This window comes from Bacillus litorisediminis (genome assembly GCF_022808645.1).
In the GTDB taxonomy this organism is placed as follows: Bacteria; Bacillota; Bacilli; order Bacillales; family JC228; genus Bacillus_BF; species Bacillus_BF litorisediminis.
Genome location: NZ_JAKZKT010000028.1, coordinates 1 through 14,917, shown reverse-complemented (window position 1 = coordinate 14,917; position 14,917 = coordinate 1). Strand labels below are relative to the sequence as shown.

Annotated in this window: 27 protein-coding genes; 2 read left to right on the top strand and 25 right to left on the bottom strand. The window is 38.5% G+C overall.

The window, feature by feature from the left end:
* Positions 1–12: 12 nt before the first annotated feature.
* The 19 genes from MLE14_RS14420 to MLE14_RS14340 all read right to left on the bottom strand — a co-directional run bounded on the left by MLE14_RS14420 (position 13) and on the right by MLE14_RS14340 (position 7,365).
* A complete protein-coding gene (locus MLE14_RS14420; protein ID WP_243299119.1) occupies positions 13–300 on the bottom strand; it encodes a nucleotide modification associated domain-containing protein in 288 nt (95 codons plus the stop codon).
* The gene (locus MLE14_RS14415; protein WP_243299118.1) at positions 293–493 is read right to left on the bottom strand and encodes a hypothetical protein; all 201 of its coding nucleotides are present in this window, start codon (positions 491–493) and stop codon (positions 293–295) included. The genes MLE14_RS14420 and MLE14_RS14415 overlap by 8 nt, the downstream gene beginning before the upstream one ends.
* Positions 490–1,779: a replicative DNA helicase gene (locus tag MLE14_RS14410; RefSeq protein ID WP_243299117.1), complete on the bottom strand. Its 1,290-nt coding sequence runs from the start codon at positions 1,777–1,779 to the stop codon at positions 490–492. The genes MLE14_RS14415 and MLE14_RS14410 overlap by 4 nt, the downstream gene beginning before the upstream one ends.
* Positions 1,776–2,027 carry a replicative helicase loader/inhibitor gene (locus MLE14_RS14405; RefSeq protein ID WP_243299116.1) on the bottom strand — a complete coding sequence of 84 codons (252 nt, stop codon included), beginning with the start codon at positions 2,025–2,027 and terminating at the stop codon, positions 1,776–1,778. Before MLE14_RS14405 ends, MLE14_RS14410 begins: the two co-directional genes overlap by 4 nt.
* A complete protein-coding gene (locus MLE14_RS14400; protein WP_243299115.1) occupies positions 2,027–2,818 on the bottom strand; it encodes a hypothetical protein in 792 nt (263 codons plus the stop codon). The genes MLE14_RS14405 and MLE14_RS14400 overlap by 1 nt, the downstream gene beginning before the upstream one ends.
* Positions 2,819–2,949: 131 nt before the next feature.
* Positions 2,950–3,129: an NrdR family transcriptional regulator gene (locus tag MLE14_RS22755; protein WP_390628919.1), complete on the bottom strand. Its 180-nt coding sequence runs from the start codon at positions 3,127–3,129 to the stop codon at positions 2,950–2,952.
* The gene (locus MLE14_RS14395) at positions 3,129–3,557 is read right to left on the bottom strand and encodes a YopX family protein (RefSeq protein ID WP_243299114.1); all 429 of its coding nucleotides are present in this window, start codon (positions 3,555–3,557) and stop codon (positions 3,129–3,131) included. The genes MLE14_RS22755 and MLE14_RS14395 overlap by 1 nt, the downstream gene beginning before the upstream one ends.
* An 81-nt stretch (positions 3,558–3,638) precedes the next feature.
* Positions 3,639–3,764, bottom strand: a complete 126-nt coding sequence (locus MLE14_RS22485) for a YuiA family protein (protein WP_279326847.1) — start codon at positions 3,762–3,764, stop codon at positions 3,639–3,641.
* Positions 3,765–3,829: 65 nt separating this feature from the next.
* A complete protein-coding gene (locus tag MLE14_RS14390) occupies positions 3,830–4,012 on the bottom strand; it encodes a hypothetical protein (protein WP_243299113.1) in 183 nt (60 codons plus the stop codon).
* A 32-nt stretch (positions 4,013–4,044) separates the two neighbouring features.
* Positions 4,045–4,299, bottom strand: a complete 255-nt coding sequence (locus MLE14_RS14385) for a hypothetical protein (RefSeq protein WP_243299112.1) — start codon at positions 4,297–4,299, stop codon at positions 4,045–4,047.
* A 13-nt stretch (positions 4,300–4,312) separates the two neighbouring features.
* Entirely contained in the window at positions 4,313–4,984 is a 672-nt protein-coding gene (locus MLE14_RS14380) for an ERF family protein (RefSeq protein ID WP_243299111.1), read from the bottom strand.
* Positions 4,977–5,114: a hypothetical protein gene (locus tag MLE14_RS14375; protein WP_243299110.1), complete on the bottom strand. Its 138-nt coding sequence runs from the start codon at positions 5,112–5,114 to the stop codon at positions 4,977–4,979. Before MLE14_RS14375 ends, MLE14_RS14380 begins: the two co-directional genes overlap by 8 nt.
* 59 nt (positions 5,115–5,173) lie before the next feature.
* Complete coding sequence (locus MLE14_RS14370; protein ID WP_243299109.1) at positions 5,174–5,356, bottom strand: hypothetical protein; 183 nt, start codon at positions 5,354–5,356, stop codon at positions 5,174–5,176.
* Positions 5,357–5,361: 5 nt separating this feature from the next.
* A complete protein-coding gene (locus MLE14_RS14365; protein WP_243299108.1) occupies positions 5,362–5,553 on the bottom strand; it encodes a hypothetical protein in 192 nt (63 codons plus the stop codon).
* Entirely contained in the window at positions 5,525–5,794 is a 270-nt protein-coding gene (locus MLE14_RS14360; protein WP_243299107.1) for a hypothetical protein, read from the bottom strand. Before MLE14_RS14360 ends, MLE14_RS14365 begins: the two co-directional genes overlap by 29 nt.
* Positions 5,795–5,808: 14 nt before the next feature.
* Entirely contained in the window at positions 5,809–6,567 is a 759-nt protein-coding gene (locus MLE14_RS14355; RefSeq protein WP_243299106.1) for a phage antirepressor KilAC domain-containing protein, read from the bottom strand.
* Entirely contained in the window at positions 6,548–6,748 is a 201-nt protein-coding gene (locus tag MLE14_RS14350; protein WP_243299105.1) for a hypothetical protein, read from the bottom strand. The genes MLE14_RS14355 and MLE14_RS14350 overlap by 20 nt, the downstream gene beginning before the upstream one ends.
* A 27-nt stretch (positions 6,749–6,775) precedes the next feature.
* The gene (locus MLE14_RS14345; protein ID WP_097159194.1) at positions 6,776–7,036 is read right to left on the bottom strand and encodes a group-specific protein; all 261 of its coding nucleotides are present in this window, start codon (positions 7,034–7,036) and stop codon (positions 6,776–6,778) included.
* Between the two features lie 125 nt (positions 7,037–7,161).
* The gene (locus MLE14_RS14340; RefSeq protein WP_097159195.1) at positions 7,162–7,365 is read right to left on the bottom strand and encodes a helix-turn-helix transcriptional regulator; all 204 of its coding nucleotides are present in this window, start codon (positions 7,363–7,365) and stop codon (positions 7,162–7,164) included.
* 206 nt (positions 7,366–7,571) lie between these two features.
* Between MLE14_RS14340 and MLE14_RS14335 the strand changes: the two genes are divergently transcribed.
* Together MLE14_RS14335 and MLE14_RS14330 are read left to right on the top strand one after the other, a co-directional pair.
* Positions 7,572–8,186 carry a LexA family protein gene (locus MLE14_RS14335; RefSeq protein WP_243299104.1) on the top strand — a complete coding sequence of 205 codons (615 nt, stop codon included), beginning with the start codon at positions 7,572–7,574 and terminating at the stop codon, positions 8,184–8,186.
* Between the two features lie 12 nt (positions 8,187–8,198).
* Complete coding sequence (locus MLE14_RS14330) at positions 8,199–9,353, top strand: site-specific integrase (protein WP_243299103.1); 1,155 nt, start codon at positions 8,199–8,201, stop codon at positions 9,351–9,353.
* A gap of 61 nt (positions 9,354–9,414) precedes the next feature.
* Here MLE14_RS14330 and sufB read toward each other — a convergent pair whose 3' ends face one another.
* From sufB to MLE14_RS14300, 6 genes are all read right to left on the bottom strand, one after another.
* Entirely contained in the window at positions 9,415–10,812 is a 1,398-nt protein-coding gene (gene sufB, locus MLE14_RS14325; RefSeq protein ID WP_243299102.1) for a Fe-S cluster assembly protein SufB, read from the bottom strand.
* Between the two features lie 21 nt (positions 10,813–10,833).
* Complete coding sequence (gene sufU, locus MLE14_RS14320) at positions 10,834–11,262, bottom strand: Fe-S cluster assembly sulfur transfer protein SufU (RefSeq protein WP_243299101.1); 429 nt, start codon at positions 11,260–11,262, stop codon at positions 10,834–10,836.
* The gene (locus tag MLE14_RS14315) at positions 11,252–12,481 is read right to left on the bottom strand and encodes a cysteine desulfurase (RefSeq protein WP_243299172.1); all 1,230 of its coding nucleotides are present in this window, start codon (positions 12,479–12,481) and stop codon (positions 11,252–11,254) included. Before MLE14_RS14315 ends, sufU begins: the two co-directional genes overlap by 11 nt.
* Before the next feature lie 7 nt (positions 12,482–12,488).
* Positions 12,489–13,793 (bottom strand): Fe-S cluster assembly protein SufD, encoded by a 1,305-nt coding sequence (sufD, locus tag MLE14_RS14310; RefSeq protein WP_243299100.1) that lies wholly within the window; start codon positions 13,791–13,793, stop codon positions 12,489–12,491.
* 16 nt (positions 13,794–13,809) lie between these two features.
* Positions 13,810–14,595, bottom strand: a complete 786-nt coding sequence (gene sufC, locus MLE14_RS14305) for a Fe-S cluster assembly ATPase SufC (RefSeq protein WP_243299099.1) — start codon at positions 14,593–14,595, stop codon at positions 13,810–13,812.
* A 66-nt stretch (positions 14,596–14,661) separates the two neighbouring features.
* A partial coding sequence (locus tag MLE14_RS14300; RefSeq protein WP_243299098.1) for a hypothetical protein occupies positions 14,662–14,917 on the bottom strand: 256 nt, incomplete at its 5' end.

Genomic DNA, 14,917 nt, shown 5'->3' with positions numbered 1-14,917 from the left:
CCGTTTACCCCGTCATATCAATATTCTTTTGGGTTCTTCGCTCTGTAATTCGATAATGGTCATTATGCAATAATTAGCCATGTCCATTAATGTATCTTCGAGTGTTTCATCTTTGACCTGTGCTGGATTCTTAATTAGGTTTTTAAATCGTCTGAATTTGTCCTCTAAGCGAATGGCAGATGATGTTAATCCGTACTCCTTAAACTGTTGTCCGAATGAATCACCATAATCTTTATTTTTTTGTTCGTAAATAGTGATTAGCCTTGTGCAGATGTGTGTATGTTTTTCTACTTTATCCATTCCTTTTCACCTCATATTCACGTAAATATTCATTCATTTTGTTTCGGAAGCGGTCTTGAAGGTAGTAGGTAAGTTTTTCTTCGGGGTCGGTAAACTTCAAGACCTTTCTTTCTTCTACCAAGTATTCAATTAATAGGACTAGACTTTTAAAGCCATGTTCTTTGGCTTCCAGATAGATGTGTTGAATTGTCATTTTCCGTGATAGTGGTAGAAGTTCTCCATTTTGTTAATCTCTTTTCTGTACATGATTTTGACTTTCCCCACTTCCCCGTCCCGATTTTTGGCTATGTCTACTTCTAAAACATTCCGGTTATCGTCTGTGGTTCCGTTGTAGTATTCATCCCGGTATAGGAGCATGATAATGTCTGCGTCTTGTTCGATACTCCCAGATTCCCTTAAATCACTCATGAACGGTCTTTTGTCAGATCGGCTTTCTACACTCCGGGAAAGTTGGGCTAAACAGACAACCGGGCAATTAAACTCTTTGGCCATTGATTTTAAATCTGCACTGATTTCCGTTACCTGTGCATGGGTATTGCTCTTATAGTCTTGAGATGGTTTAATCAAAGTCAGATAGTCGATGAACACGATGATTTCTCTACCGGGATTGTCGTGTTTTATTTTTCTAATTTTTGTCCGCATTTCGGTTATTTTTTGCCTAGGCTTGTCATATATTTGAATATCCAAGTCACCGAGTACACCAATAGCGGATACCCATCGTTTCTTTTCTTCTTCTGTCGTGTAGTGGTAAGGGTTTTTAAGCTTCATTCCGTTTATTTCCGCTAAGCATGAAATCATGCGTTTCATGAGACTTTGGGAGGTCATTTCTAGCGAAAAAATAATCGGAATGGCTTGTACCTTTTTGGCAGCATTTAATGCCATGTTGAGTAAAAAGGCAGTTTTTCCCATGCTTGGGCGGGCTCCTACTATCACTAAGTCGTTCCCTTGAAAGCCGTCAGTCTTGTTGTCTATGTCTAAAAATCCGCTTGGAATCCCACTTCTTTCTTTCGGGGTTTCTACCGTTACTAGTTCCAGCATTTGTTGGAGCTGACTTTTCAGGTTGAATTCTTCTTGGGTTCCTTCTCCTTCAATGTTGGATAAGTCTTTGATTAACGTTTGGATTTTATCTAGCGTCAAGTTGTCGAGTGTTTCAGAAAGAAGTTCCCTTGATTTTTCTAATTTCCATCGGTTTAAAATCACTTGTTCGTATGATTTAAAAGCATGGGTAGAAGGTACGCTTTTCTTTAATTCTTCTAATCTCTCATTTCCACCAGTAAAGAAAAAGGATGATTCGCCCATTTCGTCTGATATGGTTACTCCGTCTATCGGGTATCCTTTTTTCTTTACGGATCGCATCGCTTTATAAAGATTGCTGTTAATAGTGTCTAAGAAATGATGTGGTTCTAAGATAATTTCACTCAGGATGGAATTGTCTTTAAGGATAGACCCTAAAAGAATTTCTTCTGCTTGCTCGATCATTGTTCTGCACTCCAAAATACCGCTAATACGCTTGGATCTTCCTGTTGAATCCGGTTATCTCTTAATTCCGCAATAGTCGGTGGGAATTTACTTTCTAAAATGAACCGTTCCACCTTCATCATGACAGTTGCGGGGTTTTGGTCCATCAGGTACTTATGCCATATATCTAGTTTTTCTTTGGTGACTTCAAATTGAGAATAAGCAGCGTTAATGACTTTAAAAACTTCTTTCACTTGTTCTCTTGTCATTACAAGTCCTCCCAATTAATCTCGTTATTTGTTTTTTTCATATCAGCCTTAGCCTGTAAACTCATTTGCTGGTACTTTTCTCGTAGTTTACTAGGAGACAATATAACGGTTTTCCAAAAATGGTGATTCTGTGACCACTCAATAGATTTTTTAATTTGTTCGTGTGTTTTTCTATCCCTTTCTCTAATCAGCCTTATTTCATTTGCCCACTTTTCCATGTTTGGAGATTTCACTTTATTAGCACCATCTCCGTTATCTTGGATGTAGTTGAATAACAATTCAGCTAATTTCATGTCAGAATGTTCATACTTGAACTTCTGACGTAAAGTATTATTCTTTTCATTCTTATCATTCTTATCATTCTTGTTTGTGGTTAAGACTTGGTTAGCTCTTGGTTGAGACTTGGTTAGTTCTTGGTTAATCACTTGGTTAGATTCGTTTTCTTTTTCTTGATAAACGTTGTAGTTTAGCACTTCTAAGAGGGTATAGTTGTTGGTTGGTGTGATGGTTAAAAATGATAACTTCTCTAATTTCTTTAATGTTGTCCTTACTTTCTGTTCTGTTATCTCTTTGTCACCCCTAAACCAGTCATTCGCTATCTTGTTTCTGGATACGATAAGCTGCCCTCTTTTTACAGGAACCTCAATATTTTTGTATTTGTCATACCAAACTCCATCTTCATGGTTAGCATTTAAAATTATGTAGATGGCAATTAATTGTTGAATAGCCGTTAGCTTTGAAAAGGTTTCGCTTTTCATTACGGATCTGTGCAATTTAATCCAGCCTTGCATTCTCACCTCACCTTCTTTACTTCTTTCTTCTAGGTCTCATGAACGTTTTTCTGTACCATGTTGCATAATTGGGGTCAGGAATATAAAGTGGGAAATCGAAAAAACTACCTTTCAAATGGTTAAACATTGTATCACTTCCTTCTTTCCATCATTTCTAACAAGTGCTTGTCCAGGGACTTGGTAACTACAAATTCATGTGTAGAGAACCGCGTTAAGCAGTCCTCACATTCTCGTCTGCGGTAGATCCCTTTGGTTCGATTGCGTTTATCTAGGACTCTTACATTCTCGCTTTTACAGATGGGGCATTTCATTAGGTTTGCTCCAATAATTCAGGGTTTTCGTAAATGTTTCCGATTACTTCACAACGATAACCCGCAACATTTTTATACTGATTTGATATCTCCGGTTCAGCATCTACAGGAATCCTCAATGGTTTTCTCATGCAAGCACCTTTACTTGCCAAAATAACAACCTCTCCTATGTGGTGTCCTTCTTCCGACTCTTCCCCTTCAAATCCAAAAGTAACAGGGTCATAATATGATTGAAAAACCACATTATATTCTTGTTTGATAATATCTCCTTCATAGATTGGATTTCCGTTTTTATCCGTTAGCCCGGTGTATTGCATAAATTCCAAGTCGGAAGAAAAGTGTGACATAGGACAAGTAGTTCTTAAATAATCCCAATCCAACATTTTATTTTGATGTTGATTCCACGCGCGAAACTTAATCTCTCTCATTCCAACACCCCCACTATCATGAATAAGACCCAAACTGCTGCGAAGAATACAAAGCCTAACCATGTGTATTTTTCTTGTTTTTCATCCATTTTGTTCACCTCTTCCTTCACACATTTCACATGGCCTCTGTATAAATGTTCTTCCTCCATCGTTTGAATCGCAAATATAGCCTTGCCCTCCGCAGTATGGGCATAGTTCTTTTTCCATTTTCTTTTCTCCTTTCGAGTTAGAGGCTACAAGCCCCTAACTCATGCGTATTTTCTACGTACTGTTCAGTACTTAATGTCTATCCAATGGTTACATTTTTCGTTTTCACAGTAGATAGTAAGATGACTGATTGCATTTTGATAACCTATTTGCTCTGCTTCAATCTCGATGTTATCTTGCCACCTTCTATCCCCTTCTTTAAAAACCTGTTCATTTCCACATTCATTACATTTGATTGTAAAAGCCATTTTTTCACCTTCTTTTATTTCACAATTTGGTTCTATTGCGGACTTAAATCCCTCATTACATCGTCAAACGTTACACCGAACTCCCGTAATCTACTGAGTAAATACACGTTGGTTCGTACATTTTTAGTCGTTTGTTCTATATACTCCCTGCTATCTGCTATAAGCTGATCTACTACATCAAATAGAACATCATCAGCAAGGTCTCCGAATACTTTTCTCTTCTCCTCGAAATAACGTTCAATGTGGTATAAATCTTCTTTGGTGAGGTTACGCTTTACGAGTTTCATTTTCCCAGCTCCTTTATGCTCCTTGTTTTTTGTTAATCTTTTCTTCTTTCCAAGCGGTTAGGATTTTAATGCATTGATTAGCTTGTTGTTTGGTTAGACTTTCTAAATCGGTAAATTCAAAATTGTTCTTAACCTTTACTTTCAGCGACTCATACACGACACTTTCATCACATTTGCCGTTAATGGCTAATTCCTTAACAATGGTTTTCATCAAGCCGATTTGTTTAGGTGAAGCTGTTTCTGGTTTCTCCTCGTTCCGTTCATCTGTTCCTGTATCTCCTTCTGGATCGTCACCAGTCGGAATCATAAATACTTTCATCAGAGCGTATTTCTGAGCACCTGTGATAGCTTTATAGACTGCTTTATCGCCTGCATCCTGACCTTCACCGTACATTTTGAAAATCAATTCTTCGCCTGTTTCTCCGTCTATAAAACGAAACTCCATTTCAGCCGTAACGATATATTCTGTCTTACCTTTAGCGTTAATATGTTCTCTAACTGTGTGACTTTTCATGTCTGGTACCATAATTACACACTGCTCAGCTAACACTTCTCTAACCTTTTCCGCTACGTCTGATTCGGTAGCATAGTTGTAACCGTGAAAAGCGTTTTTACCTCGCTTTTGAATGTATTTCACTTCTTGCATAACTTTAGATAATTTAGAAACAAGTTTACGTTCAGTCATAGTTCTCCCCCTCGACAACCTCTAAATCTTGACCTTCCTCTATCCACTGATTAAAGGTATAAGAAGAAACTTCCACTAAGTTTGTAGTTCCATCTATAAAAAACTTGTTATTGACTTGGTAGACAATCATTTGATTTCCTCCTATAATAGAAACGAGTGTATTCATTTGTGGCTTTTAGGATGGCGGTCCTAGAAGCTTTTTATTTTGTCTAAAACTTCATTAAACTGTTTAAGTAATCTTTCTTCTTTTATGTTCGCTTCTTCTAAGATGCGGATAGAGTCTTTATATTGTTCGATTTTCCGCTTGTTTTCTTCAAACTGTCTAAGGTGATAGTCTCTATCCTTTTCTATCTCCTTTATGGCTTCATTCACGGCAATCACCATCCTTTACTTATAGCCATGTTTCCAAAGTATTCCATCACACAGCTTGAATCTTTGTGAATCAGATCGCCTTGGTAGTCGAAATGTTCGTCACCTTCGTAAACCTCTAATCCGCACCCTTCACAGTCTCCGAGCACAAAAGGCTCTTCTATTTCTTCATCAAAACGGGACATCGTGTGTTGTCTCATTTTGTTCCTCCTTTATGTTGTAGAAAGTATGGATTCTAACAGGTGTGATTATTTCGCTTGTTCTTGTTCCTCCACAAAATTCTGATTCCCAATTTTCAACCTCTTGCTCTAATGGGTTTGCATATTCTTTTGCGACTGTTTCTGCTTGTTCAGGACCTTCCATATCAAAAAAGTAAATCTCGACTCTCCCACCACTTTCTAAAGCCTTCTTAATTACCTCTAACTGTGTTTCGATTGTCATTTTCATTTCCTCCCTTAATTCGCTTTATTTAAGAATTTGTTGATAAAATACATCTGACCTTTGCCAGTTACCTTTGGAGTTTTGTTGACGCTTATATGTCCATCTGAATGTGTTATGGATGTTTCTTTAATTTCAAATAGTTCCAGTTCCATTGATTTTTGAGTTGGCATGTTATAATCAGTGCCGTATCTTTTAATGAGATAGCCTTTATCTCTAAGCCAAGCGAATAATCTTTTCTGTCCTATTTCTACACCGTTTTGCTTAAGCAGTTTTGCAAGTTCTCCAACAAGTATTGAAGTTTTTGAACTAGCTACGCTGTCTGCGAATAATACTTTGGGTTGGTTTTTCTTAATCGTTTGTTCAGCTTCTAATCTTTTAGTCTGTTCTTCTTTTAACCTAGTAGCTAAGTCTATTAAAAAGTCTGGACTAGTTAATGCCTGCTCAAGTGTTTGCTTGGTCATGTATGCACCATGTTTCCGAATAGATGGAATGACTTCGATCGCAAGCCAATCTTGGAATTTTTCTGCGACTTCATTAGATGCTTTAAAAGCCAACTTGTAAACGAGTGCTTCCGGGATTAAATCGCCCTTCCCAACTTGTTGGGAAACATACTTGTGTAAATATCTGTTAATGGTTTCCCATCGAACATACTCTTTGCTATTTTTGTGTTGTACAAATCCCAGTGATTTAGCAACTTGTTCGACATCAAATAAAATTTGCTCATTTTCAACCTTTGCGGATACTTCAAATAATTCATTTTTGAACACTTGCATGTTTTTCTACCTCCATTGCCACTTTTAAAAGGTCAGACCTTTTGTGTGCAAAAGCTAATTGTTTCATTCCGTTAAGGGATAAGTACCATTTCCCATCGATGTATTGAAATTCTTTGTCAGGTACCGAGCTCAGTAGCGGATTCTGTTCTTTAAATGATTTAAGATTTGTTAGTTCGTTCATTTTTCCATCTCCTGTTTTGATTTAGCCTTATTGTTCGTTTAACCAGGTAAGCAAGAATTCTTTGACTTGTCTTGCTGGAAAGTACCACTTGCCCCCTACTTTTGTTTTAGGGAATTTCGGGTGAAAGAAAAATTCCTTTTGAATGGTATTCCAGCTCATGCAAGTTCTTCTTTTAAGCTCACTAGCATCCCAGAAAACTAACTCGGCATCGATTTCCTTGACCTTTTCTTCGAGTTTTTGAAGGTACATCTTTCTGACTTCTTGCTCGTCAATCTGTACTTGGATCAAGTTCTATCACCTCTAAACTCTGAATCTCTGAAACTATTTCTTTTAAGAGCGTTTCCTTACGCTTTTGCTTTTCTTCTTCCGTCAATTACCTCACCCTTCCTTTAAAAAGTCGCCTAAACGTATACTCAATCGATAAAAAAAATGGTCCACTCTACGTTTAAGATGGTACCAAGTTGTTTTGCAAGCTCCACAGACGGCTTTCTTTTTCCATTCAGAATTCTGTTGTAATGCTGACGGGATATCCCTACCCTTCCTGCGATTTCTTCTTGCTTCATATTCATTTTAATTCTTTTTGCTTCAAGTTTTCTTTTTTCTTCCACCCTCACCATTTTTCACCTCTCTTTCCAGTCGCCTGTTCGTATACTCATAATAATCCACATATGAGCGACTGTCAACTAGGACTTTAGTATTATTTTATTAAAAAATTCTATCGCAATTTGAGTATTTAGGTCTATTTTTGTAGATTTGTGTCGCCTTTTTGTTGACACAACCAACAAACTTCCCTATTATATGTGATGGAAGGGGAGATTATCAAATGTTCGGGAAAAAATTAAGAGAATTACGCAAATTAGAAGGTTGGAAACAAGAAGAGGTGGCTAAAAAAATCGGAGTCACTAAACAAACATATAGTCATTATGAGAATGAAACAAGAACTCCAAGCCTTGGTACAATCCGTAAGTTAGCGGAAGTTTATGGTGTGGATTTAGACACTGTATTTGGTACAGATGATAGTCCAGAAATTAAGGAGAAAGGTAACGTTTATACAGTACCTTCTTTTAAGTCTGTACCAATAGTAGGACAAATATCCTGTGGAAACGGGGTTTTAGCCTACGAAGATATCGAAGGCTACGAAGATGTGCCTAGCTCTTGGCTAAACGGAGGAAAGTATTTTTTCTTGCGCGCTAAAGGAGATAGTATGATTAACGCACGTATTCATGATGGGGATTTAGTCCTAATTCGTGAGCAGCCAGAAGTGGAAGACGGAGAAATAGCAGCAGTTTTAATCGATGGGGATGCTGTACTAAAAAGAGTTTATAAACAAGAAAACGGAATTAACCTTGTATCTGAAAACCCTGCTTATCCGACAAAATTCTACAGTGAAGGTGTTCAAATTCTTGGGAAGCTTAAAAAGATATTTATAAATGTATAAGGGGGAATCACTTTGGCCAGCTTCAGAAAAAGAGGGAAGAAGTGGGAATATCGTATTAGTTTTGTCGATAGACGCACAGGAAAGTCTAAGGAAAGTTCTAAGGGGGGCTTTGCTACTAAGAAAGAAGCGCAATTAGCGGCTATAGAAGCTGAACGTCAAATTCATCATTACGGTTTTGCAGAAAACGGAGACGAGTTAATCAAAGACTATGTTCTAGAGTGGCTAGAAACGTATAAGAAACCGTTTTTAAAGCCTATGACCTACTCCGTTCAAGAACGTGTTGTAAGGTTAAATATCATCCCTAGATGGGGTAATTATCGATTAAAAGAAATTACCCGCAAAGAATATCAACAATGGATTAATGAACTGCGAGAACATTATTCAGAAGGTACGACAAGACGGATCCATAGTATTATGAACACAGCTTTAAACGATGCTGTGTATGAATATAACATTTTAAGAGAAAATCCAGCTCAGAAGATTAAAATCCCTAAAGAAACAAAACAAAACAAAGAACTGAAGTTTTTCTCTCGTGAAGAATTAGACAAATTCCTAAAAGAAGTGAAAAAACCAGTCAAAAATGCAAAATATCAACACTCAATTCAATACTATGTATTATTTTTTCTTATGTCTCATACCGGTATTCGGATTGGCGAGGCCTTAGCCTTAACCTGGGAGGACATAGATTTAGATAAAAAAACTTTAAAAGTTAATAAAACATTAGTCTATCCACTTAATTCAAAACCGAATATATCTACACCAAAAACTAAATCAAGTATCAGAGAAATAAAGTTAGATGATGAGACGGTTTACTGGTTAAAAAAACATAAAACTAACCGAAAAGAAGTTGTTCTCATGTACGAAAATTATAAGGCTCCTAAAAACAATATTGTTTTCTTCCAACATGAGGGTCGATGGCTACGTACAAACGTCGTAAGAGAATATTTCAAAGAAGTATGTAAACGCGCTAAACTTCCTGTACTATCGCCACACGCTTTAAGACACTCACACGCTGTACATCTATTAGAGGCTGAAGCCAATATTAAATACGTTTCAGAACGACTCGGACATACCAGCATAAAAATGACCGCTGACACATACCTACACGTCACTAAGAAAATTGAGGATGACGCTTTGGTTAGATATCAGCGGTATATTAATAAATAAAACTTGGGCAAATCTTGGGCAAGCCCTATTTTACTGTATCAGAAACCTTGATATACCAAGCTTAACCAATACTTCCTTCCATCTCGAATTTGATGAGACGGTTCATTTCAACAGCATATTCCATTGGAAGCTCTTTTGTGAATGGCTCGATGAAGCCCATTACAATCATTTCCGTTGCTTCTTCTTCAGAAATACCACGGCTCATGAGGTAAAACAGTTGTTCCTCAGAGACTTTAGAAACTTTCGCTTCGTGCTCTAATGAAATGTTATCATTTAGAATTTCATTGTATGGGATTGTATCAGATGTAGACTGATTATCCATAATAAGCGTATCACATTCGATGTTAGAACGGGCACCCTCTGCTTTACGGCCAAAGTGAACGATACCTCGGTATGTTACTTTACCGCCTTGTTTAGAAATAGATTTAGAAACAATCGTAGAAGATGTATTAGGTGCCAAGTGAATCATTTTCGCACCTGCATCCTGGTGCTGACCTTTACCGGCAAGAGCGATCGATAAGGTCATACCGCGAGCTCCTTCTCCTTTTAAAATAACAGCCGGATATTTCATCGTTAATTTAGAACCAATGTTTCCGTCAATCCATTCCATTGTTGCGTTTTCTTCACATACAGCACGCTTGGTAACAAGATTGTATACGTTGTTTGCCCAGTTCTGAATCGTTGTATAACGGCAGTAACCGCCTTTTTTAACGATAATTTCAACAACCGCACTGTGAAGTGAGTTTGTTGTGTACACAGGAGCTGTACATCCTTCCACGTAGTGTACAGATGCGCCTTCGTCCACAATGATTAGGGTACGCTCGAATTGACCCATATTTTCTGAGTTAATGCGGAAATACGCTTGAAGAGGTGTTTCCACTTTAACGCCAGGAGGCACATAGATAAAAGATCCGCCTGACCAAACTGCTGAGTTAAGCGCTGCAAATTTGTTGTCTGTTGGAGGAATTACTTTTGCCCAGTGTTCTCTAAAGATATCCTCGTTTTCTTTAAGAGCTGAATCTGTGTCTTTAAAGATAATTCCTTGCTGCTCGAGTTCTTCCTTCATGTTGTGGTACACAACTTCAGACTCATATTGTGCTGAAACCCCAGCCAAGTACTTTTGCTCAGCTTCCGGAATTCCGAGCTTATCAAAAGTCCGCTTAATTTCTTCAGGGACTTCATCCCAAGACCGCTCAGACTTTTCAGAAGGCTTTACATAGTACGTAATTTCATCAAAGTTTAATCCGCCTAAGTCTCCGCCCCATTGTGGCATTGGCTTTGCGTAAAAATGTTCCAAGGATTTCAAACGGAAATCAAGCATCCATTGAGGTTCGTTTTTCATTTTTGAAATTTCTTCAACGATTTCACATGTCAAACCGCGTTTTGAGCGGAAGATGGAAACGTCACGGTCATGAAAACCGTATTTATAATCGCCGATTTCAGGCATTTTCTTTGCCATCCGTCATTCCTCCATTCTTTTCTATTCTTTTAAACCCTTTTCCATTGCCTTCCATGCGAGAGTGGCACATTTAATTCTCGCCGGGAATTTGGCTACACCCTGCAGAGCTTCGATATCACCTAAATCAATTGAATCGTCATAGTCTTTTCCTTGCATCATATCTGAGAAGACATTTGACAGTCTTAAAGCTGTCTCGACTTCTTTTCCTTTTATGATTTGGGTCATCATAGAAGCAGAAGCCATGGAAATCGAACAGCCTTCCCCTTCAAACTTGGCATCCTTGACAATCCCATCGTCCACTTTCATTGTGAGGTGAATTCTGTCACCACAAGTTGGGTTATTCATATCGATGGTAAGGGTTCCATCATCAAGCTGCCCTTTGTTTCTGGGGTTTTTATAATGATCCATAATGACTTGACGGTATAATGTATCTAAATTATTAAAAGACATCTGAAAAATACTCCTTTGCTGTGACAAGTCCTTTTACTAATTTGTCAATGTCATCTTTAGTGTTGTATAAGTAAAAGCTTGCCCGAGCTGTTGCGGAAACATTCAGCCATTTCATCAAGACTTGAGCACAGTGGTGTCCTGCACGCACTGCAATCCCTTCAGCGTCAAGGACGGTTGCCACGTCATGCGGATGGACATCCTTAATATTGAAGGTTACAAGACCTGACCGTTTTAACGGATCCCTCGGCCCATAAATTGTAATTCCTTCTATTTGAGACATTTTATGCATGGCATACTCTGTTAAACTATGCTCATGTTCTGCGATATTGTCCAAACCAACTTCTTCTAGAAAATCAATGGCAGCCCCGAGTCCGATGGCACCAGCGATAATCGGTGTTCCCGCTTCAAATTTCCACGGGAGCTCTTTCCAATTTGACTCATGCAGACCAACAAAGTCAATCATTTCGCCGCCAAATTCAACTGGCTCCATTTCTTCTAACAAATGCTTTTTCCCATATAAAACGCCAATTCCAGTAGGACCGCACATTTTATGAGAGGAAAATGCGTAAAAATCACAATCCAAATCTTGAACATCAACCCGGATATGAGGTGCCGCTTGGGCACCGTCTACTACCATTATAGCGCCATTTTCATGTGCAATCTTCGTAATGTCCTTAATCGGGTTGATGGTTCCCAGTACGTTAGAAACATGGGTAACCGAAACGACTTTTGTATCAGGAGTTATCGTTTCTCTTACCTTTTCTAAACTGAGAGTGCCATCTTCTTCTAGCGGGATATATTTTAAAGCAGCACCTGTCTTCTTTGCGATTTGCTGCCAAGGAATCAGGTTGCTGTGGTGTTCCATGTATGTGATGACAATCTCATCACCCTCTTTAACATGTTCCCTCGCATAGCTTAGTGCAACTGTGTTGATCGAGGTTGTCGTTCCTCTCGTAAAAATCACTTCTTCAGTTGATGAAGCATTGATAAAGGCGCGAACCTTTTCTCTTGCACCTTCATATTGGTCAGTTGCTTTTGTACCCAAGGTATGAACACCACGATGTACGTTAGAATTATAGCCTTCATAATAGTCTCGCAGTGTTTGAATGACAGATACCGGTTTTTGGGATGTAGCCGAACTATCCAGATAAACTAAAGGCCTTCCATTCACTTCCTGATTTAAAATCGGAAAAAGCTGCCGGACATCCTGTATGGAAATTGCCATTCTATTGCACTTTCCTTTCAATTACTTGCACCAGTTGTTTTTTAACACCTTCAATAGGAAGCTGGTTTACAACAGGAGCTAAGAAACCAAAGATAATCAGTTTTTCCGCCTGTTTTCTGCTAATTCCACGGCTCATTAAGTAATATAATTGAATCGGGTCAACCCGGCCTACAGATGCCGCGTGGCCAGCCGTTACATCATCTTCATCAATTAATAGAATAGGGTTTGCATCCCCGCGGGCTTTTTCACTAAGCATGAGCACACGTGATTCCTGCTGTGCATCAGATTTAGATGCGCCATGTTCAATTTTTCCGATTCCGTTAAAAATAGAAGATGCTTTATCCTTCATAACACCGTGTTTAAGGATGTGACCATTAGAATTTTTGCCGAAGTGAACAACTTTAGTCGTAAAGTTTTGTTTTTGGTCACCGCTTCCTACTACTACGGATTTCGTATCGCCGTTGGAACCATCCCCGATCAGATTCGTAACATTTTCGGAAATGGTATCGCCATCGTTCATAAAGCCAAGCGCCCACTCAATGGTTGCATCTTTGCCGGCAACTCCGCGACGGTTCACATAAGTAGTTGTCCCATGGGCTAAATTGTCAACTGCACCGAACGTAATGCGTGCATTTGTATTAGCAATGACTTCTGCAATAATGTTGACGATTGCTTTTGTTTCATCGAGAGGTGAGATGTAGTTTTCAACGTACGTCACAGAGGAGTGATCATCGGCTACTACAATCACATGATTAAATAAGGAAACATTCGCATCATCATGAATATACACAGCCTGAATCGGCTCTTTAATCTCAACATTTTTAGGAACGTAAAGGAACGCTCCACCATTCATAAAAGCAGTATGAAGCGCTGTTAATTTATGCTCATCCAAATTTACGCCATTAACCATAAAGTATTTCTTTAAAATCTCTCCATGTTCCCTAGCTGCCGTAAAAATATCAGTGAAAATAACGCCTTGTTCTTTAAGTTCAGGTGATAGCTGCAAATAGGCAGGCTGATTGTTTTTCTGAACATATAAATTCTTTTGTTCTTCAAGATTAATAAGTGCTTTTGCGACTTCAGGAAGTTCTTCAAAATTTTGCAATGCTAACGCCTCTGAAGTAAGCTCTTCAAATTGCGTGAAGTTCCATCTGTCTATTTTAGTTTTATCTGGTTTTGGAAGAGGTAGAGAATCACTTAGCTCTAACCCTTTTAAACGCATTTCCAAAAGCCAGTCAGGTTCTTTTTGTTCTTTTGAAAAAGAGCGAATATACTCTGCGTCAAACCGTTTAATATCCAACGTCATTTCAATCCTCCTAGATTTACGCTTCTTGTTCTACAGTTTCGTCTTCAATGCCGAGTTCTTTTTTAATCCAGTCATATCCTTCTGCCTCTAGTCGTTGCGCCAATTCAGGACCTCCGGACTTAACAATGCGTCCTTGCATCATAACATGTACGTAATCTGGAGTAATGTAGTTAAGTAATCGTTGATAGTGAGTAATGATTAAGCAGCCAAAATCATCACTTCTCATTTCATTGATTCCTTTTGATACAACCTTCAATGCATCTATGTCTAAGCCAGAGTCAATCTCATCCAGGATTGCAATCTTAGGCTCAATCATCATAAGCTGAAGAATTTCGTTGCGTTTTTTCTCTCCTCCGGAAAATCCTTCGTTCAAATAACGCTGTGCCATATCTGGATCCATTTCAAGGAATTCCATTTTTTCATCCATTTTGCGAATGAATTTCATCAATGAAATTTCGTCGCCCTCTTCACGGCGAGCATTGATTGCTGAGCGTAAAAAGTCAGCATTTGTAACCCCGCTAATTTCACTTGGATATTGCATAGCCAAGAAAAGACCTGCACGCGCTCTTTCGTCTACTTCCATTTCTAAAACATTTTCTCCATCTAGTTCAATGGACCCTTTTGTAACTTCATATTTTGGGTGACCCATAATAGCTGAAGAAAGTGTGGATTTACCAGTACCGTTTGGTCCCATGATGGCATGAATTTCGCCACCTTTAACTTCAAGGTTAACCCCTTTTAAGATTTCTTTCCCATCAATTTCTACATGTAAATCTTTAATTGTTAAAGTAGAACCAGCCATGTAATATATACCTCCGTTTTCTATCTCCTAAAGAAGAGTGATTCTCAATTTATTCTCATTACAATCTTATAACAAATAAAAAATGTTAGCAACACATACAAACTGTTGATTCTCCTCACACTTTACCACAGATAAGCTGTGAAGTCTCCACTTTTGCAAGGTGATTTTTTTCATTTTTAATGTAACCATAAATTTAATCATAACCACCCGTGAAACGGGTGGTTTGTTCTGCGGCTGAAAGCCTTTGTTACTGGCCAGCCCCTCAAGGGGCTCTGAATAGTTCGCCAACCGCACTGCTTTTCCGGCTAACCCTAAAAGGGTT

Bases quoted from the DNA above. Each gene is read 5' to 3' on its own strand.
- MLE14_RS14420 (WP_243299119.1), bottom strand. From the start codon at position 300: ATGGATAAAGTAGAAAAACATACACACATCTGCACAAGGCTAATCACT.
- MLE14_RS14415 (WP_243299118.1), bottom strand. From the start codon at position 493: ATGACAATTCAACACATCTATCTGGAAGCCAAAGAACATGGCTTTAAA.
- MLE14_RS14410 (WP_243299117.1), bottom strand. From the start codon at position 1,779: ATGATCGAGCAAGCAGAAGAAATTCTTTTAGGGTCTATCCTTAAAGAC.
- MLE14_RS14405 (WP_243299116.1), bottom strand. From the start codon at position 2,027: ATGACAAGAGAACAAGTGAAAGAAGTTTTTAAAGTCATTAACGCTGCT.
- MLE14_RS14400 (WP_243299115.1), bottom strand. From the start codon at position 2,818: ATGCAAGGCTGGATTAAATTGCACAGATCCGTAATGAAAAGCGAAACC.
- MLE14_RS22755 (WP_390628919.1), bottom strand. From the start codon at position 3,129: ATGAAATGCCCCATCTGTAAAAGCGAGAATGTAAGAGTCCTAGATAAA.
- MLE14_RS14395 (WP_243299114.1), bottom strand. From the start codon at position 3,557: ATGAGAGAGATTAAGTTTCGCGCGTGGAATCAACATCAAAATAAAATG.
- MLE14_RS22485 (WP_279326847.1), bottom strand. From the start codon at position 3,764: ATGGAAAAAGAACTATGCCCATACTGCGGAGGGCAAGGCTATATTTGC.
- MLE14_RS14390 (WP_243299113.1), bottom strand. From the start codon at position 4,012: ATGGCTTTTACAATCAAATGTAATGAATGTGGAAATGAACAGGTTTTT.
- MLE14_RS14385 (WP_243299112.1), bottom strand. From the start codon at position 4,299: ATGAAACTCGTAAAGCGTAACCTCACCAAAGAAGATTTATACCACATT.
- MLE14_RS14380 (WP_243299111.1), bottom strand. From the start codon at position 4,984: ATGACTGAACGTAAACTTGTTTCTAAATTATCTAAAGTTATGCAAGAA.
- MLE14_RS14375 (WP_243299110.1), bottom strand. From the start codon at position 5,114: ATGATTGTCTACCAAGTCAATAACAAGTTTTTTATAGATGGAACTACA.
- MLE14_RS14365 (WP_243299108.1), bottom strand. From the start codon at position 5,553: ATGAGACAACACACGATGTCCCGTTTTGATGAAGAAATAGAAGAGCCT.
- MLE14_RS14360 (WP_243299107.1), bottom strand. From the start codon at position 5,794: ATGACAATCGAAACACAGTTAGAGGTAATTAAGAAGGCTTTAGAAAGT.
- MLE14_RS14355 (WP_243299106.1), bottom strand. From the start codon at position 6,567: ATGCAAGTGTTCAAAAATGAATTATTTGAAGTATCCGCAAAGGTTGAA.
- MLE14_RS14350 (WP_243299105.1), bottom strand. From the start codon at position 6,748: ATGAACGAACTAACAAATCTTAAATCATTTAAAGAACAGAATCCGCTA.
- MLE14_RS14340 (WP_097159195.1), bottom strand. From the start codon at position 7,365: ATGGTGAGGGTGGAAGAAAAAAGAAAACTTGAAGCAAAAAGAATTAAA.
- MLE14_RS14335 (WP_243299104.1), top strand. From the start codon at position 7,572: ATGTTCGGGAAAAAATTAAGAGAATTACGCAAATTAGAAGGTTGGAAA.
- sufB (WP_243299102.1), bottom strand. From the start codon at position 10,812: ATGGCAAAGAAAATGCCTGAAATCGGCGATTATAAATACGGTTTTCAT.
- sufU (WP_243299101.1), bottom strand. From the start codon at position 11,262: ATGTCTTTTAATAATTTAGATACATTATACCGTCAAGTCATTATGGAT.
- sufD (WP_243299100.1), bottom strand. From the start codon at position 13,793: ATGACGTTGGATATTAAACGGTTTGACGCAGAGTATATTCGCTCTTTT.
- sufC (WP_243299099.1), bottom strand. From the start codon at position 14,595: ATGGCTGGTTCTACTTTAACAATTAAAGATTTACATGTAGAAATTGAT.